The organism is Burkholderia sp. Ax-1720 (genome assembly GCF_011753035.1).
Taxonomy (GTDB): domain Bacteria; phylum Pseudomonadota; class Gammaproteobacteria; order Burkholderiales; family Burkholderiaceae; genus Burkholderia; species Burkholderia gladioli.
This window is the reverse complement of record NZ_VWWK01000017.1, coordinates 14,486-41,007: the sequence shown is the minus strand read 5'-3', so window position 1 is coordinate 41,007 and position 26,522 is coordinate 14,486. Positions and strand designations below refer to the sequence as shown.

General features: G+C 69.3%; 27 protein-coding genes. 13 read left to right on the top strand and 14 right to left on the bottom strand.

The features are described 5' to 3' along the window. Positions 1-79: 79 nt before the first annotated feature. Positions 80-580 (bottom strand): helix-turn-helix domain-containing protein, encoded by a 501-nt coding sequence (locus F3J18_RS08265; RefSeq protein WP_025099399.1) that lies wholly within the window; start codon positions 578-580, stop codon positions 80-82. Between the two features lie 125 nt (positions 581-705). Between F3J18_RS08265 and F3J18_RS08260 the strand changes: the two genes are divergently transcribed. Next, positions 706-1,092, top strand: coding sequence for a lysozyme inhibitor LprI family protein (locus F3J18_RS08260; RefSeq protein WP_013699615.1), 387 nt, complete (start codon positions 706-708; stop codon positions 1,090-1,092). A 109-nt stretch (positions 1,093-1,201) separates the two neighbouring features. Here F3J18_RS08260 and F3J18_RS08255 read toward each other — a convergent pair whose 3' ends face one another. Continuing rightward, positions 1,202-1,744 carry a hypothetical protein gene (locus F3J18_RS08255; RefSeq protein WP_025099401.1) on the bottom strand — a complete coding sequence of 181 codons (543 nt, stop codon included), beginning with the start codon at positions 1,742-1,744 and terminating at the stop codon, positions 1,202-1,204. A gap of 171 nt (positions 1,745-1,915) precedes the next feature. After that, positions 1,916-3,259: an argininosuccinate synthase gene (gene argG, locus F3J18_RS08250; RefSeq protein ID WP_025099402.1), complete on the bottom strand. Its 1,344-nt coding sequence runs from the start codon at positions 3,257-3,259 to the stop codon at positions 1,916-1,918. A 342-nt stretch (positions 3,260-3,601) separates the two neighbouring features. Here argG and F3J18_RS08245 point away from each other — a divergent pair, with 342 nt between their 5' ends. From F3J18_RS08245 to F3J18_RS08220, 6 genes are all read left to right on the top strand, one after another. After that, a complete protein-coding gene (locus F3J18_RS08245; RefSeq protein WP_025099403.1) occupies positions 3,602-3,976 on the top strand; it encodes a hypothetical protein in 375 nt (124 codons plus the stop codon). Positions 3,977-4,093: 117 nt separating this feature from the next. Further along, positions 4,094-5,017, top strand: a complete 924-nt coding sequence (locus F3J18_RS08240) for a LysR family transcriptional regulator (protein WP_025099404.1) — start codon at positions 4,094-4,096, stop codon at positions 5,015-5,017. A 9-nt stretch (positions 5,018-5,026) separates the two neighbouring features. Then, on the top strand, positions 5,027-5,701 hold the full coding sequence (locus F3J18_RS08235; protein ID WP_013699620.1) for a response regulator transcription factor: 675 nt from the start codon (positions 5,027-5,029) through the stop codon (positions 5,699-5,701). A gap of 308 nt (positions 5,702-6,009) precedes the next feature. Continuing rightward, positions 6,010-9,264: an efflux RND transporter permease subunit gene (locus F3J18_RS08230; protein ID WP_166912457.1), complete on the top strand. Its 3,255-nt coding sequence runs from the start codon at positions 6,010-6,012 to the stop codon at positions 9,262-9,264. Then, the gene (locus tag F3J18_RS08225) at positions 9,254-10,459 is read left to right on the top strand and encodes an efflux RND transporter periplasmic adaptor subunit (protein ID WP_025099406.1); all 1,206 of its coding nucleotides are present in this window, start codon (positions 9,254-9,256) and stop codon (positions 10,457-10,459) included. The genes F3J18_RS08230 and F3J18_RS08225 overlap by 11 nt, the downstream gene beginning before the upstream one ends. Continuing rightward, positions 10,452-12,017 (top strand): efflux transporter outer membrane subunit, encoded by a 1,566-nt coding sequence (locus tag F3J18_RS08220; protein WP_166912456.1) that lies wholly within the window; start codon positions 10,452-10,454, stop codon positions 12,015-12,017. The genes F3J18_RS08225 and F3J18_RS08220 overlap by 8 nt, the downstream gene beginning before the upstream one ends. Positions 12,018-12,130: 113 nt before the next feature. Here F3J18_RS08220 and F3J18_RS08215 read toward each other — a convergent pair whose 3' ends face one another. Then, positions 12,131-13,048, bottom strand: a complete 918-nt coding sequence (locus F3J18_RS08215) for an AraC family transcriptional regulator (RefSeq protein WP_166912454.1) — start codon at positions 13,046-13,048, stop codon at positions 12,131-12,133. Positions 13,049-13,227: 179 nt separating this feature from the next. Between F3J18_RS08215 and F3J18_RS08210 the strand changes: the two genes are divergently transcribed. Then, a complete protein-coding gene (locus F3J18_RS08210) occupies positions 13,228-13,992 on the top strand; it encodes an SDR family oxidoreductase (RefSeq protein ID WP_166912452.1) in 765 nt (254 codons plus the stop codon). A 237-nt stretch (positions 13,993-14,229) separates the two neighbouring features. Here F3J18_RS08210 and F3J18_RS08205 read toward each other — a convergent pair whose 3' ends face one another. Further along, positions 14,230-15,405, bottom strand: coding sequence for a porin (locus F3J18_RS08205; protein ID WP_025099410.1), 1,176 nt, complete (start codon positions 15,403-15,405; stop codon positions 14,230-14,232). Between the two features lie 330 nt (positions 15,406-15,735). Here F3J18_RS08205 and F3J18_RS08200 point away from each other — a divergent pair, with 330 nt between their 5' ends. Next, positions 15,736-16,029, top strand: a complete 294-nt coding sequence (locus F3J18_RS08200) for a DUF4148 domain-containing protein (RefSeq protein ID WP_025099411.1) — start codon at positions 15,736-15,738, stop codon at positions 16,027-16,029. Between the two features lie 93 nt (positions 16,030-16,122). Further along, positions 16,123-16,278, top strand: coding sequence for a hypothetical protein (locus F3J18_RS08195; protein ID WP_013699628.1), 156 nt, complete (start codon positions 16,123-16,125; stop codon positions 16,276-16,278). Between the two features lie 99 nt (positions 16,279-16,377). Here F3J18_RS08195 and F3J18_RS08190 read toward each other — a convergent pair whose 3' ends face one another. The 4 genes from F3J18_RS08190 to F3J18_RS08175 form a co-directional block, all read right to left on the bottom strand. Beyond that, positions 16,378-17,067 (bottom strand): response regulator transcription factor, encoded by a 690-nt coding sequence (locus F3J18_RS08190; RefSeq protein WP_025099412.1) that lies wholly within the window; start codon positions 17,065-17,067, stop codon positions 16,378-16,380. 40 nt (positions 17,068-17,107) lie between these two features. Beyond that, positions 17,108-18,421 (bottom strand): HAMP domain-containing sensor histidine kinase, encoded by a 1,314-nt coding sequence (locus tag F3J18_RS08185; RefSeq protein WP_166912496.1) that lies wholly within the window; start codon positions 18,419-18,421, stop codon positions 17,108-17,110. A 100-nt stretch (positions 18,422-18,521) separates the two neighbouring features. Continuing rightward, positions 18,522-19,199 (bottom strand): response regulator transcription factor, encoded by a 678-nt coding sequence (locus F3J18_RS08180; RefSeq protein WP_025099414.1) that lies wholly within the window; start codon positions 19,197-19,199, stop codon positions 18,522-18,524. A gap of 262 nt (positions 19,200-19,461) precedes the next feature. Then, positions 19,462-19,707 carry a hypothetical protein gene (locus F3J18_RS08175; RefSeq protein ID WP_126242784.1) on the bottom strand — a complete coding sequence of 82 codons (246 nt, stop codon included), beginning with the start codon at positions 19,705-19,707 and terminating at the stop codon, positions 19,462-19,464. A gap of 286 nt (positions 19,708-19,993) precedes the next feature. Between F3J18_RS08175 and F3J18_RS08170 the strand changes: the two genes are divergently transcribed. Both F3J18_RS08170 and F3J18_RS08165 read left to right on the top strand, forming a co-directional pair. Continuing rightward, a complete protein-coding gene (locus F3J18_RS08170; protein WP_166912450.1) occupies positions 19,994-20,302 on the top strand; it encodes a DUF4148 domain-containing protein in 309 nt (102 codons plus the stop codon). After that, positions 20,299-20,655: a DUF4148 domain-containing protein gene (locus tag F3J18_RS08165; protein ID WP_166912448.1), complete on the top strand. Its 357-nt coding sequence runs from the start codon at positions 20,299-20,301 to the stop codon at positions 20,653-20,655. Before F3J18_RS08170 ends, F3J18_RS08165 begins: the two co-directional genes overlap by 4 nt. Before the next feature lie 119 nt (positions 20,656-20,774). On the opposite strand, the gene gor is transcribed toward F3J18_RS08165, so the two are convergent. From gor to F3J18_RS08140, 5 genes are all read right to left on the bottom strand, one after another. After that, complete coding sequence (gor, locus tag F3J18_RS08160; RefSeq protein ID WP_166912447.1) at positions 20,775-22,136, bottom strand: glutathione-disulfide reductase; 1,362 nt, start codon at positions 22,134-22,136, stop codon at positions 20,775-20,777. 234 nt (positions 22,137-22,370) lie between these two features. After that, positions 22,371-23,501 carry a porin gene (locus F3J18_RS08155; RefSeq protein ID WP_025099419.1) on the bottom strand — a complete coding sequence of 377 codons (1,131 nt, stop codon included), beginning with the start codon at positions 23,499-23,501 and terminating at the stop codon, positions 22,371-22,373. A 295-nt stretch (positions 23,502-23,796) separates the two neighbouring features. Continuing rightward, on the bottom strand, positions 23,797-24,162 hold the full coding sequence (locus F3J18_RS08150; protein ID WP_025099420.1) for a glyoxalase superfamily protein: 366 nt from the start codon (positions 24,160-24,162) through the stop codon (positions 23,797-23,799). Between the two features lie 246 nt (positions 24,163-24,408). Then, on the bottom strand, positions 24,409-24,936 hold the full coding sequence (locus tag F3J18_RS08145) for a chromate transporter (RefSeq protein WP_013699637.1): 528 nt from the start codon (positions 24,934-24,936) through the stop codon (positions 24,409-24,411). Next, entirely contained in the window at positions 24,933-25,523 is a 591-nt protein-coding gene (locus F3J18_RS08140; protein WP_166912445.1) for a chromate transporter, read from the bottom strand. Before F3J18_RS08140 ends, F3J18_RS08145 begins: the two co-directional genes overlap by 4 nt. Before the next feature lie 106 nt (positions 25,524-25,629). Between F3J18_RS08140 and F3J18_RS08135 the strand changes: the two genes are divergently transcribed. After that, positions 25,630-26,514: a transcriptional regulator GcvA gene (locus F3J18_RS08135; protein ID WP_166912443.1), complete on the top strand. Its 885-nt coding sequence runs from the start codon at positions 25,630-25,632 to the stop codon at positions 26,512-26,514. Positions 26,515-26,522: the final 8 nt, after the last annotated feature.

Here is a 26,522-nt window from a genome sequence, read left to right as displayed (position 1 = left end):
AATGCCAGGAAGCTGGCTAATGGCGGAGATGGCTGCGCCATGCGGAGGCGGCTACGCCATGCGGAGGCGGCTGCGCCGCTCAGTTCGCCTCGTCGAGTTCGGCGAGCGTCTTCAGGCGCTTGAGCGTGGTCTCGGACGCGTGGCGTCCCGGCACGAAGGCATGCGTCTCGCGGCTCAGCACCTTGCCGGTATGACGGTCGATCAGCACCGGATCGACGGCCTTGCCGGTTTCGCGATCGACGAAATCGACGCCCCAGGGATGGCCCTTGACGTGGCGGCGCCCCCAGGCGAACAAGGTGATCAGCACCGGCGCGAGCCCGCGCCCCTTGGCCGTCACGCGATACTCGTCGCGGCTCGATTCGGGCGTGCTGCGCACGCGCTCGAGCAGCCCGCCCTCCACCAGCTCGGACAGGCGCCTGGACAGCATGGTGGGCGAGATCTCGAGGCTCTCGCGAAACTGCTCGAAGCGCGTCGAGCCCTGCATCGCGTCGCGCAGAATCAGCAGGCTCCACCATTCGCCGACCTGCTCCAGCGCCAGCGCCACCGCGCAATCCATTCCGGCCAAGCTCTTCCGTTTCATCGCTGTTCCTGCTTCCCGCCCTGGTTCGTGCGGAAAGTATAGAAGATCCGCCCGGCCGCGCCACGGACAAGCTGCCTCGGCGGCGCGGGTATCATCGATGGCTCCCCGAACCGACCGGAGCCGACATGCCCTCTCCCGCTTCCCTTGCCCGCCTTCGCCCCGGCACGCTGCGCGCGGCCGGCCTCGCGCTGCTGCCGCTGTTGATCGCCCTGCCCCTGGCCGCCCAGGCCGCCAGCTTCGATTGCAAGCAAGCCAGGCAGGCCGACGAGCGCGCGATCTGCGCCTCGCGCGCGCTCAGCGAGCAGGATGTGGAGATGTCGGTGCGCTACGAGATGCTGATGGGGCTGGTGGCGATGGGCACCCGCGGCGACATGGGCGAGGCGCAGCAGCAGTGGCTCAAGCGCCGCGCGCGTTGCGGCGCTTCGCAGTCCTGCCTGGCCACCGCCTATCGCGAGCGGATCGACGCGCTCAAGCAGCAGTATCGGCAATTGCAGAGCCGCGGGCCGTTCTGAGCAGGCGCGGCCGGCGTCGGACCGCCGGCCGCTCGTGTAAACGCAGGCGGCCTCGCCGCAAGGGCGAAGCCGCAGGAAAAAACGATCGGGGCGGCGCGCCGCCCGGCGCTCACCGCGCCTCGGGCTCGCCCGCCTGCCGGCGCAGCCGCCAGGCCTGGCGCGGCAGCACGATATAGATCGCGCCGATCATGTTCAGCACCAGGAATACCAACTGCCCCACGGCCATCACCGCCGACGCCTTGCCGACCACGGCCTGCAGCAGGTAGGACAGCACGTTGACCGCCATCGACACCACGATGGTCCAGCCCCAGGTGGTGAGACCGAGCATCGATGCCTGGCCGAAGCTGTAGTCGGGCGGCACGCTGAGCTGGTGCTTGGCGAAGGCGCGTCGCGTCATGTAGCCGATGATCGGGATGCACAACAGGCTCACCACCAGCAGGACGCCCCCGCCGACGAGCACCAGCGCGCCCATCGAGTTGACCAGCGACGACAGCCAGTTCGACTCGCCATGCTCGGCGCGCACGATGGAATAGAGCACGAAGCCGCCGGCGACCAGCCAGATCGGCAGCGTGGCCAGCGTCTGGCGCCAGATGCAGGACCACCACAGCGACAGGCGGCGGCCGAAGGACATCTCGGGAATCATGGTGAACATGGTGGCCTCTCTCTTTCGTTCTGGTTGGATTCGGCATGACCCTCTTGCGCGAAGCCCCGCGACACACGCCTCTGGTGCGCGCGCCGCGGGGCCCGGGTACCGCGAGGCGCGGCGGCCGATGCACCGGCCGCCGCGCCCATCGCCAGCTAATTTGCCAGCTAATTCGCCAGCTTACTTGCCGGCCTTCTCGTCCTGCTTGATCTGCGGCAGGGCCGAGGCTTCGCCCGGCGCCAGCAGCCCGACCTGCGAGTACACGCGCAGCTTGTCGCGCGTATCGGTGATGTCGAGGTTGCGCATCGTCAGTTGGCCGATCCGGTCGCGCGGCGAGAAGGTCGAGGCGACCTTCTCCATCGACAGGCGCTCCGGCGCGTAGGTCAGGTTCGGCGAGATCGTGCTGAGGATCGAATAATCGTTGCCGCGACGCAGCTCGATCTTCACCTCGCCGGTGATCGCGCGCGCCACCCAGCGCTGGGCCGTCTCGCGCAGCATGATGGCCTGCGGATCGAACCAGCGGCCCTGGTACAGCAGGCGGCCGAGGCGGCGGCCGCTCTCGCGGTACTGCTCGATGGTGTCCTCGTTGTGGATGCCGGTGACCAGGCGCTCGTAGGCGATGTAGAGCAGCGCCAGGCCCGGGGCCTCGTAGATGCCGCGGCTCTTGGCCTCGATGATGCGGTTCTCGATCTGGTCGCTCATGCCCAGGCCGTGGCGGCCGCCGATGCGGTTGGCTTCCAGCAGCAGCTCGACCTGGTCGGCGTATTCCACGCCGTTCAGCGCGACCGGGCGGCCTTCCTCGAAGCGCACCGTCACTTCCTCGGCGGCGATCTTCACGTCGTCGCGCCAGAACGCCACGCCCATGATCGGGTTGACGATCTTGATGCCCGATTCCAGGCTTTCCAGGTCCTTGGCCTCGTGGGTGGCGCCCAGCAGGTTCGAATCGGTCGAATAGGCCTTCTCGGCCGACATCTTGTAGCCGAAACCGGCCTTGTTCATGAACTCCGACATCTCGGCGCGGCCGCCCAGCTCGTCGATGAACTGCTGGTCCAGCCAGGGCTTGTAGATCTTCAGGTCCGGGTTGACCAGCAGGCCGTAGCGGTAGAAGCGCTCGATGTCGTTGCCCTTGTAGGTGCTGCCGTCGCCCCAGATGTTGACGCCGTCTTCCTTCATGGCGGCCACCAGCATGGTGCCGGTCACGGCGCGGCCAATCGGGGTCGTATTGAAATAGGTGACGCCGGCCGTCGAGATATGGAAGGCGCCCGATTGCAGGGCGGCGATGCCCTCGGCCACCAGTTGCGCGCGGCAATCGATCAGGCGGGCGTTCTCGGCGCCGTATTCGCGGGCGCGCTGGGGGATCGCGTCGTAGTCGGCCTCGTCGGGCTGGCCGAGGTTCGCGGTGTAGGCGTAAGGCACGGCGCCCTTGATCCGCATCCAGTGCAGCGCGGCGCTGGTATCGAGACCGCCGGAGAAGGCGATGCCGACCTTCTGGCCGGTCGGGAGACTTTCAAGAATCGTGGTCATGACGAGGAAACCGATTAAATCGTGATCGAAAGGAGGAGCGCGTAACCCGTAAGTATCGGCGGTGCCTGATTATGAGGCAAGTCTTGTCGCCGGCCCGAATGCCGCCCGGGATACCGGGAGAATCGCCGCCGGGCGCCCGCCCGGCGCGGATCCGGGCCGAAAAGGCGGCTCGCCATCCCAATTTGGGACGAGGAAGCCCGCCGCCGGCGGATCGACGCCGGCCGGCCGCTCGGCGCCCGCCGGTCTTTAAACAAAATTTCATCCGACGATACGGTTGTTTCAGAAATGGCCCCGGCAGGCGGTCCGATAATCGACGCATCGTGACCTGGACAGGAGCCGGAGATGACACGCCCGATGAGTATCGAAATGATCAACGAATACGGAAAGCAAGCCGTGCTGGTCTCGATCGATCGAGCCTCGGTGATCCTCGATCCGGCCGACGTCGACGCGGTGATCCAGTACCTGAGCCTGCTGCGCGCCTCGATGCAGCCGGCCGTGCCCGAGGCGCCCTCGCGCTCCGAGCAGTACGTGGTCGAGATGGATCCCTGCTGGTACACCGAGCAGCACGCGCTGTACGGCGGCGCGGTGCTGTTCCTGCGACATACCGGGCTGGGCTGGAGCGGCTTCGCGCTGCCGCCGCGCAGCCTGGAGCGGCTGCACGAATCGCTGGGCCGCCACCTGGAGGAGCAGCGCGAGGCCACCGGCCTGCCGAACTGAGGCGCGCCGCGCCCCGTGCGCGGCGCGCGATTCTGAAAAAAACTTCATGTTCCGGGCGGCGAGTTGTTAACGCCGCGCGCCGATCATGGATGCATCGCAATCGTTGTTCACACAACCATGAACCAGCTCCAGGCGATGCGTGTCTTCACGCGTGTAGTCGATCTAGAAAGCTTCAACCTCGCGGCGCGCCAGCTCGGCATGTCGGCCGCGGCCGTCACGCGCAGCGTCGGCATGCTGGAGGCGCACCTGAACATGCGCCTGCTGAACCGCACCACGCGCAGCCTGTCGCTGACCGAGGCGGGCCGCGAATACCTCGACGGCTGCCGCACCATCATCGAGAAACTCGACGAGATCGAATCGAACCTGGTGCGCGCCACGCGGGACCCGCGCGGCACGCTGCGGGTGGCCGCCTCGATGAGCTTCGCCGCCGGCGGCCTGGGCGAGCTGCTGGCCGCCTATCGGCTGCAGCATCCGCGCGTAGGTTTCGACGTGACCACCTTCGACACCCATATCGACATGGTGGAAGGCGGCTACGACGTCTGCTTCTCCGACGACCGCCGGCTGATCAGCGCCACCCTGGTGTCGCGCGCGCTGACCACGGTGCGCGAGGTGCTGGTGGCCTCGCCCGCCTATCTCGCGCGCCACGGCACGCCGAGCGACCCGGGCGCGCTCGGCGAGCACAGCCTGCTGACGGTCTCCGACGGCTCCGCGCGCACCTGGGAGTTCGCCGACCGCGACGGCGTGTGCCGCGTCTACACCGGCCAGGCGCTGGCCTCCAGCGGCAGCGCGATGGTGCGGGTGGCCGCGCTCAGCCACATGGGCATCGCCCTGCTGCCCGAGCCGCTGGTGGCGGGCGACCTGGCGCGCGGCGACCTGGTCGCCCTGCTCGACGGCCACGCGGCCAACGGCGGCCCGCGCAGCATCTCGATCCTCTACCCGGGTCGCAACTATCTGTCGATGAAGGTCCGCAGCTTCATCGATTTCGCGGTGGGCCGCTATCGCGGCGCGGAGCGCGCCGCCACCTTGCGCGCCGTCGCCTGATACCGCTCCATGTCGAAGATCCTGACGATCGAGGACGATGTCCTGATCGCCGACAGCATCGCGCGCCAGCTCCACGCGCAGGGCCATAGCGTCGACGTCGCGCGCACCGGCCGCGAGGGCATCGCCAAGGTGATGGCGGGCGACTACGACGCCGTCACGCTCGACCGCATGCTGCCCGACCTGGATGGCCTGGCGATCCTCTCCACCATGCGCGGCGTCGGCCTCGACACGCCGGTGCTGGTGATGAGCGCGATGTCCGAGGTCGACCAGCGCATCGCCGGGCTGCGCGCCGGCGGCGACGACTACCTGGTCAAGCCCTTCTCGCTCGACGAGATGGTGGCGCGCCTGGAGGTGCTGATGCGCCGCCGCCCGCGCAACGCGCACGCCGAGACGGTGCTGCGCGCCAACGGCATCGAGCTGGACCTGGTGCGGCGCACGGCGATGCTCGGCGCGCGCGAGCTGGACCTGCTGCCCACCGAGTTCCGCGTGCTCGAATTCATGATGCGCCACGCCGGTCGCGTGCTCACGCGCACCATGATCTTCGAGGGCGTGTGGGGCTGCCGCTTCGATCCCGGCACCAACCTGATCGACGTGCACGTCGGCCGGCTGCGCCGCAAGATCAATCGCTCGGGCGAGAGCCCCCTGATCCGCACCATCCGCGGCGCCGGCTACATGCTCGGCTGAGCGCCGCGGCGCGATCCTCGCCTCCGGCATCACGATGCCCCGCCCACGCGGGGCATCGTCGTTCCGGTTGCGCGCGCAAGCATTCATCGTCGCTTCATCGGCATGTCACGCATCACGGCGCAGGCCCGGCACGCAAGCGCGCCGCCCTCGCCGCGATCGCGCCGGGCCATGAAACTTCTTTCATGTTTTTAGCGGCAGGCTGTTAGGGCGTGCTCCCCAGAATGCTGTCGTCGGCGCGTGTCCGCGTTTTCCCCAGGCGGCCGCGCCAGCCCCTCACCCGAACGACGCTTTCTACGGAGCAGCATCACATGCTGAAAATCGTCCGGCTCGCCCTGGTCCGGCCCTACACGTTCATCGTGCTGGCGCTGCTGATCCTGCTGGCAGGCCCGCTCGCGGCGCTACGCACGCCCACCGACATCTTCCCGGACATCCGAATCCCGGTGATCAGCGTGATCTGGAATTACTCCGGCCTGCAGCCGGACGACATGTCGGGGCGCATCGTCACGTACTACGAACGTACGCTCGGCACCACCGTCAACGACGTGCAGCACATCGAGTCGCAGTCGTTCCGCAGCTTCGGCATCGTCAAGATCTTCTTCCAGCCGACGGTGGACATCCGCACCGCCACCGCGCAGGTCACCTCGATCTCGCAGACCGTGCTCAAGCAGATGCCGCCGGGCACCACGCCGCCGCAGATCCTCAACTACAACGCCTCGACCGTGCCGGTGCTGCAGATCGCGCTGACCAGCAGCACGCTGGACGAGCAGAAGCTGGAGGACTACGCGGAGAACTTCATCCGCCCGCAACTGCTGTCGGTGCCCGGCGTGGCGATCCCGACGCCCTACGGCGGCAAGACCCGCGAGGTGCAGATCGACCTCGACCCGCAGGCGCTGCAATCGAAGGGGCTGTCGGCGCAGGACGTGGCGCACGCGCTGGCGCAGCAGAACCAGATCATCCCGGCCGGCACGCAGAAGATCGGCCGCTTCGAATACAACATCAAGCTCAACAACAGCCCGCTCGCGCTCGATGCGTTGAACGACCTGCCGATCAAGTCGGTAGGCGGCACCACCATCTACATCCGCGACGTGGCCCACGTGCGCGACGGCTTCCCGCCGCAGACCAACATCGTGCGCGTGGACGGCCATCGCGCGGTGCTGATGAGCATCCTGAAGAACGGCTCGGCCTCCACCCTCGACATCATCTCGGGCGTGAAGGCCAAGCTGCCGCTGATCGAGCAGACCCTGCCGCCGGGCCTGAAGCTGGTCACCATGGGCGACCAGTCGACCTTCGTGAAGGGCGCCGTGAGCGGCGTGGCGCGCGAGGGCGTGATCGCCGCCGCGCTGACCTCGCTGATGATCCTGCTGTTCCTCGGCTCCTGGCGCTCGACCCTGATCATCGCCGCCTCGATCCCGCTGGCCGTGCTCTCGGCGATCGCGCTGCTGGCCGCCACCGGCGAGACCCTCAACGTGATGACGCTCGGCGGCCTGGCGCTGGCGGTCGGGATCCTGGTGGACGACGCCACGGTGACCATCGAGAACGTCAACTGGCACCTCGAGCAGGGCAAGGACACGCGCAGCGCGATCATCGACGGCGCGCGGCAGATCGTGATGCCGGCGCTGGTCTCGCTGATGTGCATCTGCATCGTGTTCGTGCCGATGCTGATGCTCGACGGCATCTCGCGCTTCCTGTTCGTGCCGATGGCCAAGGCGGTGATCTTCGCGATGATCTCCTCCTTCGTGCTGTCGCGCACCTTCGTGCCGATGCTCGCGCAATACCTGCTCAAGCCGCATGCCTCGGCCGGCCACGCCTCGGGCGAGATGGCCGCGATCATGGACCCCCACGCGGGCCACGCCGGCGCGCACGACGTGCCGCCCTCGCGCAATCCGCTGGTGCGCTTCCAGCGCGCCTTCGAGCGTCGCTTCGAGGCGGTGCGCGCCTCGTACCGGATCCTGCTGGGGCTGGCGCTGACGCGCCGCAAGCCCTTCGTGACCGGCTTCCTGTGCGTGGTGGCCGTCTCCTTCCTGCTGGCGCCCTGGCTCGGCCGCAACTTCTTCCCGACCATCGATTCGGGCGAGATCTCGCTGCACGTGCGCGCGCCGGTCGGCACCCGCGTGGAGGAGACCGCCGCCGAGTTCGACCGCATCGAGAACACCATCCGCGGCGTGATCCCGCCTGCGCAGCTGCGCGAGGTGATCGACAACATCGGCCTGCCCAAGAGCGGCATCAACCTGACCTACAACAACAGCGGCACGATCGGGCCGCAGGACGGCGACATCCTGATCTCGCTGTCCGAGGATCACACGCCCACCGCCGACTACGTGCGCAAGCTGCGCGAGCTGCTGCCGCGCGCCTACCCCGGCACCAGCTTCTCGTTCCTGCCGGCCGACATCGTCAGCCAGATCCTCAACTTCGGCGCGCCGGCCCCGGTCGACCTGCAGGTGGCCGGCCCGAACCAGGCCGCCAACCTGAAGTACGCGCGCGAGCTGTACCGCCGGATGCGCCTGATCCCCGGCATCGCCGACACGCGCATCCAGCAGGCCACCACCTATCCGCAGTTCACGGTGGCGGTCGATCGCACGCGCGCCGACCAGCTCGGCATCACCGAGCAGGACGTCACCAACTCGGTGGTCGCCACCCTGGCCGGTACCAGCCAGGTGGACCCGACCTACTGGCTCAACCCGAGGAACGGCGTGTCCTACCCGATCGTGGCGCAGACCCCGCAATACCGCATGACCACCCTCTCGGCGCTGCAGAACCTGCCGGTGACGGGCGCCAGCGGCGATTCGCAGCTGCTCGGCGGGCTGGCCACCATCACGCGCGGCATCGGCGACGCGGTGGTCTCGCACTACAACATCGAGCCGCTGTTCGACATCTACGCCACCACCCAGGGCCGCGACCTCGGCGCGATCGCCACCGACATCGACGGCATCGTCAAGGCCACCGCCCACGACCTGCCCAAGGGCTCCACCGTCACGCTGCGCGGCCAGGTGCAGACCATGAACGGCGCCTTCGCCGGCCTGCTGCTGGGCTTGGTGGGGGCGATCGCGCTGATCTACCTGCTGATCGTGGTGAACTTCCACTCCTGGGCCGATGCCTTCGTGATCGTCTCGGCGCTGCCCGCGGCGCTGGCCGGCATCGTCTGGATGCTGTTCACCACCCACACGCCCTTGTCGGTGCCGGCGCTGACCGGCGCGATCCTCTGCATGGGCGTGGCCACCGCCAACTCGATCCTGGTGGTCAGCTTCGCGCGCGAACGCCTGGCCGAAACCGGCAACGCGCTGGCCGCCGCGCTCGAGGCCGGCTTCACGCGCTTTCGCCCGGTGCTGATGACGGCCCTGGCGATGATCATCGGCATGGCGCCGATGGCGCTCGGCCTGGGCGACGGCGGCGAGCAGAACGCCCCGCTCGGCCGCGCCGTGATCGGCGGCCTGGCCTGCGCCACGCTGGCCACGCTGTTCTTCGTCCCCGTCGTGTTCAGCCTCGTGCATCGGCGCGACGCGCACCAGCACGACGGCACCCGCGCTTCCTCCTCTTCCGCGTCCGGAGCTTCCCATGTCCACTGAGATCGAAATCAAGTCGCCGAAACGGCTGCCCAACCTCAAGCTGGTCGCCGCGCTCGCCGCGCTGGTCGCGCTCGGCATCGTGGCCACCGGCATCGCCGGGCGCGTCCACGCGAAACAGGAACTGACCGGCTGGTCCGCCGCGCAGGCGGTGCCGACCGTGGTGGCCTACACGCCCTCGAGCGGCGCCGACGGCGCGTCCCTGGTGCTGCCGGGCCACCTGTCGGCGTTCGAGAACGCGCCGATCCACGCGCAGGTGTCGGGCTACCTGCATGCCTGGTACGCCGATATCGGCGCGCACGTGAAGTCGGGCCAGTTGCTCGGCCTGATCGACACGCCCGAGCTCGACCAGCAGTTGCAGCAGGCGCGCGCCGACCTGCAGAGCTCGCTGGCCAACGAGAAGCTGGCCGCCTCCACCGCCGCGCGCTGGACCCGGATGCTGGCGCAGGATTCGGTCTCGCAGCAGGAAACCGACGAGAAGACCAGCGACCTGGCCGCCAAGCAGGCGATCGTCGCGGCCAACCAGGCCAACGTGCGGCGCCTGGAGGCGCTGGAAGCCTTCAAGCGCATCGTCGCGCCCTTCGACGGCGTGGTCACCGCGCGCAAGACCGACATCGGCCAGCTGATCTCGGCCGGCCAGGGCACCGGGCCCGAGCTGTTCGCGGTATCCGACGTGCACCAGTTGCGCGTCTACGTGAGCGTGCCGCAGAACGAGGCCGCCGCGATCCATCCCGGCATGAGCGCCACGCTCACCGTGCCCGAGCACCCGGGCGAGACCTTCCACGCGAAACTGGTCGACACCGACGATTCGATCGCCGGCGCCACCGGCACCCTGCTGGTGCAGCTGATGGTGGACAACCAGGACGGCAAGCTGATCCCCGGCGAATACACCGAGGTGCATTTCGCGCTGCCCGCCGGCAGCAGCCACGCGCTGACGATTCCCGCCAGCTCGCTGATCTTCCGCCAGGCGGGCCTGCAGGTGGCGGTGGTCGGCAAGGACAATCGCGCGGTGCTCAAGCCGGTGACGATCGGCACCGACTTCGGCACCCACGTGCAGATCGCCACCGGCCTCGCGCCCGACGATCGCGTGATCGACAACCCGCCCGACTCGCTGTCCAACGGCGACCCGGTGCGGCTCGCGCCGCCGGCCGGCACGGTCGCCTCGACGGCGGGCAACACGGAGCAGGCGAATGGGTAAACGTCGGCTCTGCGCGATGCTGGCCGGCGTCGCCTTTCTTTCCGCCTGCTCGTTCGCGCCCGTCTATCACGCGCCGCGAACGGCGCTGCCGACCACCTTCAAGGAAGCGGGCGGCTGGCAGGCCGCGCAGCCGGCCGACCGCATCGAGCGCGACGGCTGGTGGAAGGCGTTCCGCGATCCGGCGCTCGACAAACTGGAGATCCAGGTGGCGGCGGCCAACCCCGACGTGGCCGCCGCCGTGGCGCGCCACGACGAGGCCGGCGCGCTGTTCGACCAGGCCCGCTCGGGGCTGTTTCCGACCCTCGGCCTGGGTGCGCAGATCTCCAGCAACCGCGCCTCGGCCACGCGCCCCTTGCGCGGCGCGACCCAGCCCGACATCTACGGGGCCAACACGCTGGATGCCGGCTTCGACTACGACCTCGACCTGTGGGGCAAGGTGCGCAACGAGGTGGCCGCGGGCCGCGCCGACGCGCAGGCCGCCGCCGACGACCTGGCCTCGGTACGCCTGAGCCTGCAGGCGAGCCTGGCCACGGCCTACTTCAAGCTGCGCGGGCTGGACCAGCAGCAGAAGCTGCTGGCCGACACGATCGACACCTACCAGCGCGCGCTGAAGCTGACGCTGAGCCGGCACGCGGGCGGCATCGCCTCCGACCTCGACGTCTCGCGCGCACGGACCCAGCTCGATTCGGCGCGCGCCTCGGCCGAGGACGTGCGCGCGCGCCGCGCGCTCTACGAGCATGCGATCGCCACCCTGGTCGGCGTGCCGGCTTCCGCGTTCTCGCTGGCACCGGACCTGACGGTGGCCTACCTGCCCGCGATCCCGGCCGGCATCCCCGCCACGCTGCTGCAGCGCCGCCCCGACGTGGCGGCCGCCGAGCGGCGCATGGCGGCCGCCAACGCGCGGATCGGCGTGGCGCGCGCGGCCTTCTTCCCCGACATCACGCTCGGGCTGATCGGCGGCTACCAGAGCTCGGGGCTCGGCCACTGGCTCAGCGCGCCCAACGAGATCTGGTCGATCGGGCCGAGCCTGGCGCTGACGCTGTTCGACGGCGGCCGCCGCCAGGCGATCACCGACCAGGCTCACGCCAAGCTGGCCGAGAACGGCGCGCAGTATCGCGCGGTGGTGCTGGCCGCCTGCCAGCAGGTGGAGGACAACCTCGCGCTCACCCATCACCTCGGCGACGAGGCCGACCGCGAGCAGGAAGCGCTCGACGCGGCCGAGCGCACCTTGCAGTTGTCGATGTCGCGCTACCGCGATGGCGTGGTCAGCTACCTCGACGTGGTGACGGCGCAGACCACCGAGCTGAACACGAAGATCACCATGCTGGAGCTGGATACGCGCCGGCAACTGGCGGCGGTGGGCTTGATCGCGGCGCTGGGCGGCGGGTGGTCGGTGGATCGGGCGGCGACGATGGCCGCGACGAGCGACAAGGCGAACGAGAAGACGAACGACAAGGCGAACGCGGCGCCCGCAACCAGGCCGGCCGCGCCGGTGCCGGCGGCGATGCCGGTTTCGACCACGCGGCCGAACCTGGCGACGGCGCGCTCGACCAGCTAGCTAGATCTCCTGCGACATGTGTGGTGCGTGTCGCGTTTTCAGGCACCCGTCGCGAGGCGGGTGCCGTTTTTTTGTCCGACGCGGCCCGCATCGCGCCGGCGCGTCCGCCGCCTTCAGATGCCGCCGTCGAACATCGATTCGGACCAGGCAAAGGCCGCCCTCATCTGCTCGACTTCCTGCGTCGGCGAACGACCGAACATGCGCTTGAATTCGCGGCTGAACTGCGAGGGACTTTCATAACCGACCGAGGCCGAGGCCGCGGCTGCCGTGAGCCCCCTTCGGATCATCAGCAGCCGCGCCTGGTGCAGCCGGGTCGACTTGAGGTACTGGATCGGCGTGGTGTGGGTGACCGCCTTGAAGTGCCGATGAAAGCTCGGCACGCTCATGCCGCTCTCGTGACAGAGGGACGCCACGTCGATCGGCTGGCCGTAATCGGCATGGATGCGGCGCAGCGCCCGCGCGATCCGCGAGAAATGGCCGGTGGACGCGAGCGAGGCGCGCATCGCGTCGCCCTGCTCGCCGGTCAGCACCAGGAAACAGATCTCCCGCAGCGCAAGCGGCGCGACGACCCGCGCCTCGAGCGGCGAGCCCAGCGCCTCGAGCAGCCGGAGCAGGGTCGCCGAGAGCCGCTGGTTCGTCGGCGTGGAATAGATGCCGCGCGGCATCGCGGGCGGCTTGCGGCCCGGCGCGTCGACCGCCAGCATCAGCTCCGCGGTGAGCCCCGGATCGAGACGCAGCGTGAGCGCAAGCAGCGGCGCCTCGGGGCTGGCCTCGGTTTCGGTGGAGAACGGCAGGGGCACCGAGAGCACCAGGTAGTGATTCGCATCGTAGAGAAACACCTCGTCGCCCAGGAAGCCGCGCTTGCAACCCTGGCAGACCAGCACGATGCTCGGCTCGTACAGCACCGGCGTGCGCCCCAGCGAACGGTTCGAACGCATGAAGCTGACGCCCGGCAGCAGCGAGGCCGTATAACCCTCGTTCGGCGCCAGCCGCCCGATCAGCTCGATGATGCGCGCTTGCCTGCCCGGCATGGTTCCTCCGATGGATGCGACGACTATAGCCGATGCCCGCGAGCGGCACGCCCGTTTGATAGTTATGGGCAAGACTGCGAGAGCGGCTGCCATGGCCGGCCCGGGATGCCGCCGATACATTGGACTGCACGGCGTCGAACCGATTTCCGGTTCGCTCGCCCCTCCACACTTTCGAGGAGATGGACATGCAGGACATCAATGAATTCGCCGGCAAGGTCGCGATCGTCACCGGCGCGGCCAGCGGCATCGGGCGCGCCATCACCGAACTGCTGGCGGCACGCGGCGCACGCGTGATCGCCGAGGATATCGACCCCGCCGTCGAGGCCCTGGCCGGCCCCGGCGTCGTGCCGCTGGTGGCCGACATCAGCGTGGACGGCAGCGCGGAACGGGCGGTGGCCCTGGCCCTGGAGCGGTTTTCCCGCCTCGACCTGCTGGTGAACAACGCGGGCATCATCATCAACAAGCGGGTGGTCGACATGTCGCGCGCGGATTGGGAGCGGATCATGGCCGTCAACGCCACCGCCGCCTTCCTGCATTCGCGCGAGGCCATGAAGGCGATGATCCCGCAGGCGCGCGGGGCGATCGTCAACGTGGCGTCCTATGCCTCCTACTTCGCGTTCCCCACCATCGCCGCCTACACGGCGTCCAAGGGCGCGCTGGCGCAGTTGACGCGCACCCTCGCCCTGGAGGCGATCGAGCACGGCGTCCGCGTCAACGCGGTGGGTTCCGGCGACGTGCTCACCAACATCCTCAACACCGTGGCGGCCGACGGCGACGGCGTCGCCGCCCTGGCCGCGCATGGCGCGAGCGCGCCGATCGGGCGGGCCGCGGCGCCGGAGGAAATCGCCGAGGTGGTGCTGTTCCTGGCTTCCGAGCGCGCCAGCTTCATGGTCGGTTCGGTGGTGATGGCCGACGGCGGCATGAGCGTGAAGGTGGGCGCCTGAGCCTCGCGACGCGCCGGCCATAAAAAAACCCCGCGACGCATCCGCGTCACGGGGCCGAAGATCACCGCCCGGACCGTCCCGGCATCGCTGCAGCCGATGTCGTGACGGCGGCGGGAACCGCACTACCGGCGCACCCGGTCGCTCACCGGATGCGCCGCCACCCAAGCGCGCGAATCGATCGATCCTCGCGCCGGGCCGGGCCGCGCGGCCCGGCCGGCTTGAACCGGCGAGGACCGGTCAGAACTTGTGACGAATGCCGGCCGCCACCACGGCCTGGCGATCGTTGCCCGAAGCGGCGAGGTTGAAGATCCCCGCATTGCCCAGCACGGCCACGCCGTCGGCGCCCGTCACGCGCTGGTACACGCCTTCCAGGTAGAGGTCGGTACGGCGCGACAGCGCATAGTCGGCCTGCAGCATGAACTGGTTCCACTTCGGCGCGATGCTGCGGCCGGCGTTGTCGAAGCGGCCCTGCGTGAAAGTGTAGGAGCCGCCCAGCGAGAGCGCCGGCGTCAGGAAGTAGCGCGCGTTCAGCTCGTAGTTGCTGAAGGTCAGCAGCTGGCCGTTCACGTTGCCGTACGAGCCGCCTTGCGAGAGCTCGCGCGGGTCGTTCAGGATCGTGCGCGTGTAGACGAAGCCCACCGTGGCCTTGTCGAACGCGTAACGCGCGCCGGCGCCGAAGGTGCGCCAGCGGCCGCCCACCAGCATCGAATCGCCGTCCGAGCTGCTCAGCGCGCCGCCGGTGTTCTGCGGCGTGTTCACGCCGCCCGGCTGGTTCGACTGCAGGTAGGCCACGGCCAGGTTGACCGGGCCGTTCGCGTATTGCGCGCCGAGGCTGTAGGCGTTGTTGTTGCTGAACTGGCCGCCCGCGTTGCTGAAGGCGTAGGCGCCGCCGAACGTGAAGCCGCCGTAGTTGGCGCTGCGGAACTTCACGGAGTTGTTCATCCGCGTGTCGTTGGCGAGGTTGTCGTTGTCGTAGGGATGGTCGGCGATGTTGCCGCCGAAGCCCGAGCCGGTGGCCGACAACGGCGCCACGAAATCGACCAGGAAGTCGTACTGGCGGCCCAGCGTGACGGTGCCCCATTGCTGGCTCGCGAGACCGACCCAGGCCTGGCGGCCGAACTCGTCGCCGCCGTTGCCGAACTTGCCGTTGGCCACGTTGAAGCCGTTCTCGAGGGTGAACACGGCAGCCAGCCCGCCGCCCAGGTCCTCGTTGCCGCGCAGGCCCCAGCGCGAGGTGCTGACGTTGCCGCTCTGCACGCCGTAGGTCGGGCCCGCGCCGCCCGAGGATTTCTGGTTGCTGATGTAGTCCAGGCCCGCGTCGATCGTGCCGTACAGCGTGACGCTGCTCTGCGCATGCGCGGCGGTCGAAAGCAGGCACGCGAGCGCCGCCGGGATTGCCAGGTATTTCTTCATGATGGTTTCGCTAGAGTGGGTCGGTCTTCTCGCACCGCCGGCTGCGTGTGGAAAAGCCGATCCGTCCGCGATGCGATGGCGCCCAATTTAGGCAGCGGGCGTGACAGCGCCGTTATGAAAACGGCCTGAAAAATGAAACCTTTTTCATCCACGCGATATGCCGGCTTCATGTCGATGCCGACAGCCCCCGGGGCGCTGCATGAATTTCTTTTCACCCTGCGTATGCCGATCCGCTATCGCCCCCCCTCTATGCTTGTCCTCAACCCGATGCGTCACGTCGAGATGCCGCAACGGGGATGAAACCAGTCATTGATCATGAGGACAACGAAGATGAACACCACCAAGCTAGTTGCGACGACCCTGCTCGCCGCCTTCGCCGCGCTTTCGATTCCCGCCTTCGCGCAGACCAGCGCCCAACCGATGCGGATGACGCCGGCCGCCACCAAGGACGGCGTGCCGGGCGCCGCGGCCAACAGCCAGTGGGCCGCCGCCAATGGCCAGTGGGTCGCGCCCTACGGCCAGCCGGTGCACGAGAAGACGCGCGCCGAGGTCTACCAGGAGCTCGTGCAGGCCGAGCAGGACGGCCAGCTCCAGTACCTGAACTCCACGCTCTACGCGCACTGATGCGCGCCGCCTTGCGGCCGGCCCCGGCGTCCCGCTCACGCCGCCCGCGCCGTCCGCAGCGCCGCCGCTCCCTACCTGACTCGCTCGCCAATCATGAAGCTTCGTCCCCTCCTGCTGCGCTCCACCCGTCTCGCGCTGCTCGCCGTCGCCGCCGGCGCCCTGTTGTCCGGCTGCGCCGCCGCGCGGCCCAATGGCCCCGGCGACTGCGTCGGCCCGCCCGATTTCTGCGTGCCTTTCTTCGGTTCGTGATTCGATCCGTCAATGCGCGAGGGGCGCGCTGCCGTCGGCAGCGCGCCCCTCGTGTCCATGCATGATGTCGCCGCTTGGTGAAGCGGCCGCGCCGCGCGCTCAGGCGTCCGGCAAGCTCACCTGGTAGCCGTAGCGGCTCACCGTATCGATCCTGACGTCGGGCAGGTGCCGCGCGAGCTTGCGACGCAACCGCGACACCACCAGGTTGACGCTCGACGGATCGACATCCTCCTTGTCCTGCCACACATAACGGATCAACTGGTCGCGCGGCACCGGCGCGTTCGGATGGCGCATCAGGCATTCGAGCAGCAGGAACTCGCGGCGCGTCACCGCCAGCCGCAGCTTGCCGTCCTTGAGCTCGCGCGACAGCGTCTCGAAGCTCGAGGAAGCGGCGGGCGCATGCGGGCCTTCCGCCTCGCGCGGCCCGGCCAGGCGCTGCAGGGCCTGCAGGCGCTCATGCAGCTCGATGAAGGAATAAGGCGCGCCGAAGCAGGCGTCGGCACCGGCGCGCAGCGCACGGATCCGTTCGCTCGCCGAGGCATGGCCGAGCAGCACCACCAGCGCCGCGCCGCCGCCGTCGGCCACGAAGCGCGGCAGCATGCCGATCAGCGCGGCGTCGGCGCCGGGCTCGAAGGCGGTCACCACGATCGCGTCGAAGGCTTCCTGCGAGGCCAGGAACAGGCCGTCGCGCAACTCGTCGGCGCGCTGCAGGCTGTGGCCGCTCTCCTGCAGGGCCTTGTGCAGCCAGGACGCTTCCGGATGCGGTGAAGTGACGAGCAGGACACGCATGCTCAGCAGGCCCCCCGGCGGCAGGCAAGGCGAGCGATCCTCATACCAGCGACCTCGACCAGCATTCGATCGTGACGCGCGTGCCGGGCTCGGCGCTACCGATGCGCAGCGTGAAGTCATGCACGTTGAGCACCGTCGAGACGATGCTCAGGCCCAGCCCCGAGCCGGCCAGGTGCCCGGTGCGGCGGCTGCGGTAGCGGTGCTGCAGCACGGCCTCGCGCTCGTCGGGGGCGATGCCGGGGCCGTCGTCGCTGACGTCGATCTGCGGGCCCTGCAGGCGCTGGCGCAGCTCGAGCCGCACCGTGCCGCCCGAGGCCGAATACTTGAGCGCGTTGTCGAGCAGGTTGGTGAGCGCCTCGAACAGCAGCGCGCGATCGCCGTGCACCGCGTCGACGCGTTCGGTGAGGACCTCGAAACGGATATCGCGGCTCTCGGCCAGCGGCTCGAACAGTTCGCCGATATCGATCACCAGCGCCTGCAGGTCGACCTCGGCGAAACCGCCGCGCCGCTGCAGCGTGCCGATCTCGGCGATCCGCAGCATGGCGCGGAAACGCCCGAGCAGCGCATCGGTCTCGTTGCGCGCGCGCGAGACCAGGCTGGCCATCGCCGCGTCGTCCTGCGTGCCGGCACGCTCGGCCGCGTGGGCGAGCAGCGTATGCACGTGCGCCAGCGGCGTGCGCAGGTCGTGCGCGATGCCGTCGCACACGCCCTTGACCTCGTGCATCAGCCGCTCGACCTCGGCCAGCATGTGGTTGACCAGGTGCGAAAGCATGTCGATCTCGTCGCGCCCGCCCACCGGCAAGCGCTGGGCCAGGTCGCCGCGCGCGATGCGCTGGGTGACCTGGCGGATCGCCTTGATGCGCCGCATCTGCCGCACGCTGAGGATCAGCCCGCCGAGCAGGCCCGCGCCGAAGCAGAGCACGCCGCCCACCACCAGCGCATTGATGATGGCCTCGCGGATCCGCAGGATGTGGGTGAGGTCGCGCGCCAGCACCAGCCGATAGCCGTTGGGCCGCATCTCGGCCATCGCGCGCACCACCGGCGCCACCTCGTCGCCGGCGATCTTCAGCGTATGCGAGAGCGTCTGGCCGGTGCGATCGGTCTCCAGCCCGGCCGGGAACTCGAGCACGTCGCCCGCCACATGGCGGCCGTCCGGCGCGAACAGGCCGTAGTAATTGGTGTGCATGCGTTCGTGCTCGAGGCGGCGATGGATCGCGCCGGGCAGGTTGGTGTCCGCCATCGAATCGAAGTAGATCATCTGCCAGTCGATCACCACGTCGGTTTCGCTCTTCATGTCGTGCGTGATCTGCGTGGCGATCACGCCCAGCAGCAGCATCACCGACAGCGAGAACATCACCGCGTAGACGGTCACCAGCCGGAACGTGCTGGAATACCAGCGCGGCGTGCCGGCCCCGCCGGCGCTCCGGCTTGCTTGTTCGGTCACGATAGGCGGCTCAGGACAGGATGTAGCCGGCGCCGCGCACGGTGCGGATCATCGGCGCGAGCTCGGGCGGGTCGATCTTCTTGCGCAGGCGTCCCATGTGGACGTCGATCAGGTTGGTGCCGGGATCGAAGTGGTAGCCCCAGACCGCCTCGAACAGCATGGTGCGCGTGATGGTCTGCCCGGCGTTGCGCATCATGTATTCGAGCACGCGGTACTCGGTGGGCAGCAGCGCGATCTCCACGCCGTCGCGGCTGGCCTTGCGGCCGATCAGGTCGAGCGCGAGCGGGCCCACCGCGAGCGAGGTTTCCGATTGCGCGGGCGCGCTGCGGCTGCGGCGCAGCAGCACCTCCAGGCGCGCGGCCATCTCTTCCGGGTCGAAGGGCTTGGTGAGGTAGTCGTCGCCGCCGGCGCGCAGGCCGCGCACGCGCTCGTCGACGTCGCCCAGCGCGCTGAGCATCAGCACCGGCGTGCGCACGCCGATGCTGCGCATGGTGGTGACGATGGTCAGGCCGTCCACGCCGGGCAGCATGCGGTCCAGCGTGATCACGTCGTATTCGTCGCTCAGCGCGCGCGCCATGCCGTCTCGGCCGTTGGCCACCCATTCCACCGCGAAGCCGCGGCCTTTCAGTTCGCCGACGATTTCATTCGCGGTGATTTCATCGTCTTCGATGGTCAGGACTCGAAACATTGTCGTCCCGCCGGCCGCGAACAAGGGCGGTACCGGCGATTCGTGATGAGAGGAGAGGAATGTTGCCATATCCGGCCCGGGCGTTGAGCGGCCGTCGCGCATCGACAGCCATCAGCGCAGGCTACACGCGCGCGCGTGTCGCCCGGGTATCGGGTTCATTAAACATTCTTCATCCGGCGCGCGGAAATCGCCGCCGCGCCCATCGCGGCGCGGCGCGCGGGCGCTTGCCGCCAGGCGCGATCGAGGCCGGGCGCGAGCCGCCTCAGGTGGGCCGGTCGAGCGCCGGCACGGTCGCGCCGCCCGGCACTTGTGCGACGTTGCGCCGCATCTCGACCCCGGCGCGACGGCGCGCGTCCTCGATCGCGCGATATTGGCGCTCGACCCTCGCGTGATCGAGCACCACGTCGGCGATCGGCCCGCCGCTGCCCTGCACCTTCGCCTCGGCCAGGCTCGCCACGCAGAGCGCGACGGCGGCCAATCCTATCGATCCGATGGTTCGTCCGTTCACGCCAATCTCCTCCTGTCCTGTGGTCCGGAGCCGGCGCCCGTCGAACGATGCGCGCCGCCATGCCCCGCACCATACGCCGCCGCACCTGAACGAACGCTGGCAAGCAGGTGAAAGAAATTTCAGCGAGGCCGCGCCGCCGTGGATGAAGGAAGTTTCATGTGCGCTCCACCGTTTCGACAAGCGCCCTCCACTAGCCTGCGTTCCGTGATCACGACGCATTCCGCGTCGGATCGGATGACCCGGCCGGCAGCTTGCCGGCGCCCAACCCGCCTCGAGGAACGACATCATGAAGAACCGCGCATCGACCCTGAAACACGCCCTGCTCTGCGCCGGCCTGATGGCCGTGGGTATCGCCGCCCAAGCCGCCCACGCCGCGCCGCTCACGCCGCAGCAATGCGGCGACTATCCGTTCGTGAAGATGAAGGGGCCGGTCACGCATGCGCAGATCGTCAACGAGCTCTCGGAGCTGGAATCGGTCGGCTACCAGCCCTCGGCCGGCGACGACAGCGACTACCCCGACGACATCGACAGCGCCCAGCAGCGGCTGATGCAGAAGTACCAGCGCGACTGCGTCAAGCACGGCGCGGCATCGTGAGACGCGCGGCGCGCATCGGGCGCGGGCTGGTCGGCACGCTGCTCGCGGCCGGCCTGATGCTCGGCGCCACGATGGCCGCCGCGCGGGCAATGCCGCTCAGCGCGCGGCAGTGCCGCGACTATCCGTTCGTGGAGGATGGCCGGGCGCTCACGCACCGGCAGGTGATCGGCGAACTCGCCGAGCTGGAGGCAGCGGGATACTCGCCCGAGGCGGTCAACGGCAAGGACTTTCCCGATGCGGCGCGCGCCGCGCATCGGCGCTTGATGCGCGAATACCGGCGCGACTGCACGGGACGGCTGCCCGGCATGCCCTTGGCCGCGGCGCAAGGCGACGAGCCCGGCGCGTCACCTTGAACCCTGCCGGCTTCGCTCGCGCCAGGTAGTTCGTCGTGCAAAACATTGGACGCAGGGTCCAGGTTGCGAATTCGCCACAAGGCGCATGCCGCGGCACGCGCCTCGTGGCCTGCCCGCGCTCAGGCCGGATCGGGCGAGCGGGTGCGCAGCGTGACGAACTCCTCGGCCGCGCTCGGGTGGATGCCGATGGTCGCGTCGAACTGCGCCTTGGTGGCACCCATGCGCACCGCGATCGCGATGCCCTGGATGGTCTCGGCCGCGTCGCGCCCGATCATGTGCGCGCCGACCACGCGCTGCGTGTCGCGCACCACCACCAGCTTCATGAAGATCTTCTCGTCGCGGCCCGTCAGCGTGTGCTTGAGCGCGCGGAACGAGGTCTTGTAGATGTCGAGCGCGCCGTACTCGGCACGCGCCTCGGCCTCGCTCAGGCCGACCGTGGCCAGTTCCGGCTGGCTGAACACGGCCGAGGGAATCGCGCGGTGATCGGCCTCGACGCGCTGCTCGCCGAACAGGTTGGCCGCCAGCAGCGCGCCGTCGCGCGTGGCCACCGGCGTGAGCTGCGGACGCGAGGTGACGTCGCCGATCGCGTGGATCGAGGGCACGTTGGTGGCCGAGTAGGCATCGACGCGCACCGCGCCGCCCTTCTCCAGCTCGACGCCGGCGCTCTCCAGGCCCAGCCCGGCCGTGTTCGGATGGCGGCCGGTGGCATACAGCACCGCGTCGTAGGGGCCTTGCGGCGTGCCGTCGACGTCGAGCGTGAGCGAGCCGTCGGCATTGCGCGTGATGGCGCGCACCTGCGCCTGCGTATGGATCGCCACGCCGTGCTTGCTGATCTCCTCGTGCAGCACGCGGCGCAGATCGTCGTCGAAGTGGCGCAGGATCTCCTCGCCGCGATAGTAGAGGTCGACCTTCGAGCGCAGCCCGTTGAAGATGCCGGCGAACTCCACCGCGATGTAGCCGCCGCCGACCACCGCCACGCGCCTGGGCAGCTCGGGCAGGTCGAGCGCCTCGCGCGAGGTGATCGCGTGCTCGATGCCGGGAATCTCCGGCAGGGTCGGCCAGGAGCCGGTCGCCACGCCGATGTGGCGCGTGCTGTAGCGCTTGCCGCCGACCTCGACGGTATGCGCGTCGACGATGGTGGCGCGCCCCTCGTGCATGCTCACGCCGGCATCGTTCAGCAGCTTGATGTAGATGGTGGAGAGCCGGTTGATCTCGCGATCCTTGGCGGCGATCAGGGTCGGCCAGGAGAATTCGCCCTCGCCGAACTGCCAGCCGTAGCCGGCGGCATCCTCGACGTCGTCGGGGAAATGCGAGGCGTAGACCAGCAGCTTCTTCGGGATGCAGCCGCGCAGCACGCAGGTGCCGCCGATCTGCTCCACCTCGGCGATGCCCACCCGGGCGCCGAGCGAGGCCGAGATGCGGGCGAGCCGCACGCCGCCGGAGCCCGCGCCGATCACGAAGAGGTCATAGTCGTAGTCCATCGAAATGCTCCGGCAGATTTGGAATCGGCACGATAGCAAGTTTTCGGGAAACGCGTGAGACAGGACGCGGCGCCGGCGGGGGCCCGGCTGGCGAGGCCGCCGGTTTTCTGCTAGCGGGCTTCGGCGCCGATTTCGGTGGCCGATTTCGGCGCCCGTAAACGACACCGCCCCGGTCGCGACGCGAATCGCGACCGGGGCGGTGGAAGCGGCGCCGGCAATCAGCCGGCGCGCCGCTCAGAAGATGTTGCGCAGGCCGATCGAGACGCCGGTCTGGTTGTTGCGGCCCGGCAGTTCGACCACCGAGGCGCCGGTCGCCTTGTTGAAGTCGACCGTGCCGTAGATCTCGGTGCGCTTGGACAGCGCGTATTCGGCCAGGCCGACGATCGCGTAGCGATTGCCGCTGCCGAGCACGCCGCTCGAGATCGTCGCGTTGCGCGAGTGATCGTAGTAGAACGCGCCGGTCAGCGTGATGGTCGGGCTCGCCTGCCAGGCCACGCCGGCATACGGGCCGTCGTCGATCCGGCCGGTGCCCTTGAGCGAGCTGATGCCCGGCACGATCGCCTGCTGGGCCAGCGTCGAATCGACGAAGCCGGTGTCGTCCTTCGAGCGCAGGTAGCCGGCGTAGAGCTTGACCGTGCTGAACGCGTAGACCGCGCCCACGTGGTAGATGGTCTGCTTGCGGTTCGAGTTGTCGCTGTTCTGCTGCATGCCGGCGGCCACGTTCAGCGGGCCGAAGGCGTAGCCGAGCGTGAAGCCGTACATGTTGCCGGCGCCGACGTGGCCCGGCAGCTGGCCCGAGAAGCCGTTCGCGCCGGTCGAGGTCGAATCGGTGCCGAACGAGTACATCGCGCCGACCGACAGGCCGCCGAACTTGCCGTTGTACTTGACGGCGTTGTCGGCATAGAGGCCCGCGCCGAGCGCCACCGGCAGCCAGGCGTTCTCGAAGTAGTTGCCCACCGTCAGCGGGTCATAGGTATCGGCCAGCAGGTCGAACAGCAGGGTCTTCTGGCGGCCCAGCGTGACGGTGCCGTACTGGCTCTGCAGGCCCACGTAGGCCGCGCGGTTGAACAGGCGCGAGCCGCCGGCCATCGAGCCGTCCTGCAGGTTGATGCCGCTTTCGAGGTTGAAGATCGCCTTCAGGCCGCCGCCGAGATCCTCGACGCCCTTCAGCGCGAAACGGCTGTTGGTGATCGCGCCGTTCGTCATGTAGAAGCGATTGTCGTTGTTCGCGTTCGAGTTGGTCAGGTAGCGCAGGCTGACGTCCGCGACGCCCCACAGCGTGACCGAACTCTGCGCGTACGCCTGCGTGCCGGCGAACGCGAGCATCATGCCCCCAACCAATCCCGCGATTCTGGTCTGCTTCATGAGCGATCCTTTTCTTTATCGTTGACGGTGTCGTTATGGTCCGGGCGCGACGGCGCGCGGCCGGATGCGCGTCGCACGCTTCTGGCGCGGACGGCGTGGGCCGCATCATAAGACGGAGGCTGTAAGGAACAAAAAAGAATTGCGCCGCGCCGCGCGCGGCTGTCGCCCGCGCGCAACGCACTGGGGCAGGGCCCGATTGCGGCGGGCCGCGAGGCGCGTCAGGGTTGCGGCAATGCAGCATGCGGCGCGCGGCAGCCGGGAGCGCCGCCGCGCATCGCCGCCGATCGAGTGCCGTTCAGTCGCGCTTCAGTTCGGCAAAGCGCAGCCGGTTGCCGAAGGGATCGGCCACCGTCAGTTCGCGCCCCCAGTCCTGCTGCTCGATGCCTGGGCGCGCATAGCCGTATTGCTTGCCGATCAGCTCGGCGTGCAGCGCATCGATTCCCTCCATCGGCACGAATACCGTCGAACCCGGCGTGGCATCGCCGTGATGCTCGCTCAGGTGCAGCTCGAGCTCGCCGCGCTTGACCGCCGCGTAGAGCGGCAGGCCGGGCTCGAAACGATGCTCCCAGAGCAGTTGGAAGCCGAGGAAGTCGAGGTAGAACTCGCGGGCCTTGGCCTCCGAGAAGATGCGCAGGATCGGGATCGCCGGACTCAGTTTCATGCTGGCCTCGTGGAGAGGGAGGCGCGCGGCGGACGATGCATCGGAGACCGAAGCAAGGCCCGCTCGACGCCGGGCCTGCATCTTAGCGCGGATCGCGCGGCGCACCGGCGGCGGATCGATAGCGAACCGGCACCGGATCGGGCAAGCGATCGGCATCGCCGCCGGCGCTTGGTGCGTGGTGCGTGGTGCGTGGTGCGTGAGGCAGGCTGCTCCGCGGCTGGCTCGATACCAGGCTCGAAACCCCGCTCAGAACCACGCGCTGGCCAGCCCGATCAGCGCGCCGCCGCCGAGCAGCCAGAGCGGATGCAGGCGCGTGCGCCAGGCCAGCACCGCGCAGGCCGCGGTGATCCCCCATTGCAGCGCCGCATGGTTCGAGGCCTGCGAGATCAGCATCGCGCTGGCCGCCACCAGGCCCGCGGTGACCGGCATCATGCCCTGCTGCACGTAGCGGCGCCACGGCCGGTCGCGAAAGCGCTCCCAGGCGTGCAGCGCCAGCATGGTGACCGCCGAGGACGGCCCGAACTTGGCCAGCGAGGCCACCAGCAGCCCCGGCCAGCCCGCCACATGCCAGCCCACCAGCGACACGATCATCATGTTCGGCCCCGGCGCGGCCTGCGCCAGCGCGAACAGCGCGGTGAACTCGGTGGCCGGCATCCACTGGTGGATCTCGACCACCTGCCGCTGCATCTCGGGGAGGATGGTATTGCCGCCGCCGAAGGCCAGCAGCGAGAGCTGCGAGAAGATCAGGGCCAGCGCGCCCAGCGTGTGGCTCATCGTGCGTCTCCCGCGGCCTGCATGCGCCCGCGCGCGGCCAGCCAGATGCTGATCGGCGTGAGCACCAGCATGGTGGTCAGCAGGGGCAGCCGCAGCAGCGCGATCGCCACGAAGGCCAGGGCCGTCACGCCGGCGGCGGCCGGCACCTGCCGCAAGGGCCGCGCGACCTTCAACGCCATCGCGATCAGCAGCCCCGCCGCCGCGGCCGCCAGCCCGCCGAACAGGTGCTGCACGCGCGGGTCGCCCTGGGTCCTGGCGTAGATCACGCCGAGCGCGACCACCACCAGGGTGGGCCCGGCGATCAGGCCGAGCAGGCCCGCCAGCGCGCCGGGCACGCCGCGAAAACGCATCCCGACCGCCACCGACAGGTTGATCACGTTGCCGCCGGGCAGGAACTGGCAGAGCCCGAGCAGGTCGGTGAATTCCTCGGGCGTGAGCCAGCCGCGCTGCTCGACCACGGCGCGCCGCACGAAGGGCAGCGCGCCGCCGAACGAGACCAGCCCGAGCCCGAGAAAGCCGAGGAACAGCTCGGCGATGCCGACCTCGCGCGGCGGCGCCTGGCGATCCTGTGTGAGGGGGGAAGACATGCGGAACATCCTGGGGAGAGTGCCATCGATGCGGCGAGAGTACGCCCGATCGCGGCCCCGGCAAAACGATTTCTCGGCTCGCTCCTTGTGATCTACACTCACAAACATGACGCGTCTACTCCCCCCTTTTCCTGCCCTGCGGGCCTTCGAGGCCGCTGCCCGCCACGAAAGCTTCAGCGCCGCCGGCGACGAACTGCATGTGACTCACGGTGCGATCAGCCGCCAGGTGGCCGCGCTCGAGGCCTGGCTCGGCCGGCCGGTGTTCCATCGCCACGGCCGGCGCGTGCGGCTCACCGAGGAGGGCCGCCGCTACCTGGCGACCCTCTCCGAGGCCTTCGATCGCATCGCGCAGGCCAGCGAGCAGTTGCGCGAGGCCGGGCCCGCCCATGTGCTGCGCATCAACGCCCAGGCGACCATCGCGATGAAGTGGCTGCTGCCGCGGCTGTCGCGCTTCCAGCGCGAGATGCCCAACGTGGAGCTGAAGCTGTCGACCTCGGACGCGCCGCTCGACACGCTCGACGGCCAGTTCGACGTGGCAATCCGCAGCGGCCCGGGGCGCTGGCCGAACCGCGCGAGCGGCCACTTCCTCGACGAGACGGTGCTGCCCGTCTGCAGTCCGAAGCTCCTGCGGCAGATGCCGATCGCCTCGGCCGAGGATCTCGCGCGCCATGTGCTGCTGCATTCGGATACGCGGCCCTCGGCCTGGCGCGACTGGTTCGCGGCGGCCGGCACGCCGCTGCGCGCGCGCAAGCGGCAGTCCTTCGATCACTTCTACCTGGCCCTGCAGGCCGCGGTGGACGGCTTGGGCGTGGCGCTCGGCCCGCTGCCCCTGCTCGACGAGGAGCTGGCCAGCGGCCGGCTGGTCGCGCCGCTGGCGGGCCCGCGCATCGCCACGCGGCGCTACTGGTGGATCGCGGCGCGCGAGGCCTCGCCGCCGGTGTTGAAGTTCTGCGCCTGGCTCGACGCGCAGGCCGGCCGCGCCGAGGCCTGAAGCGTGGC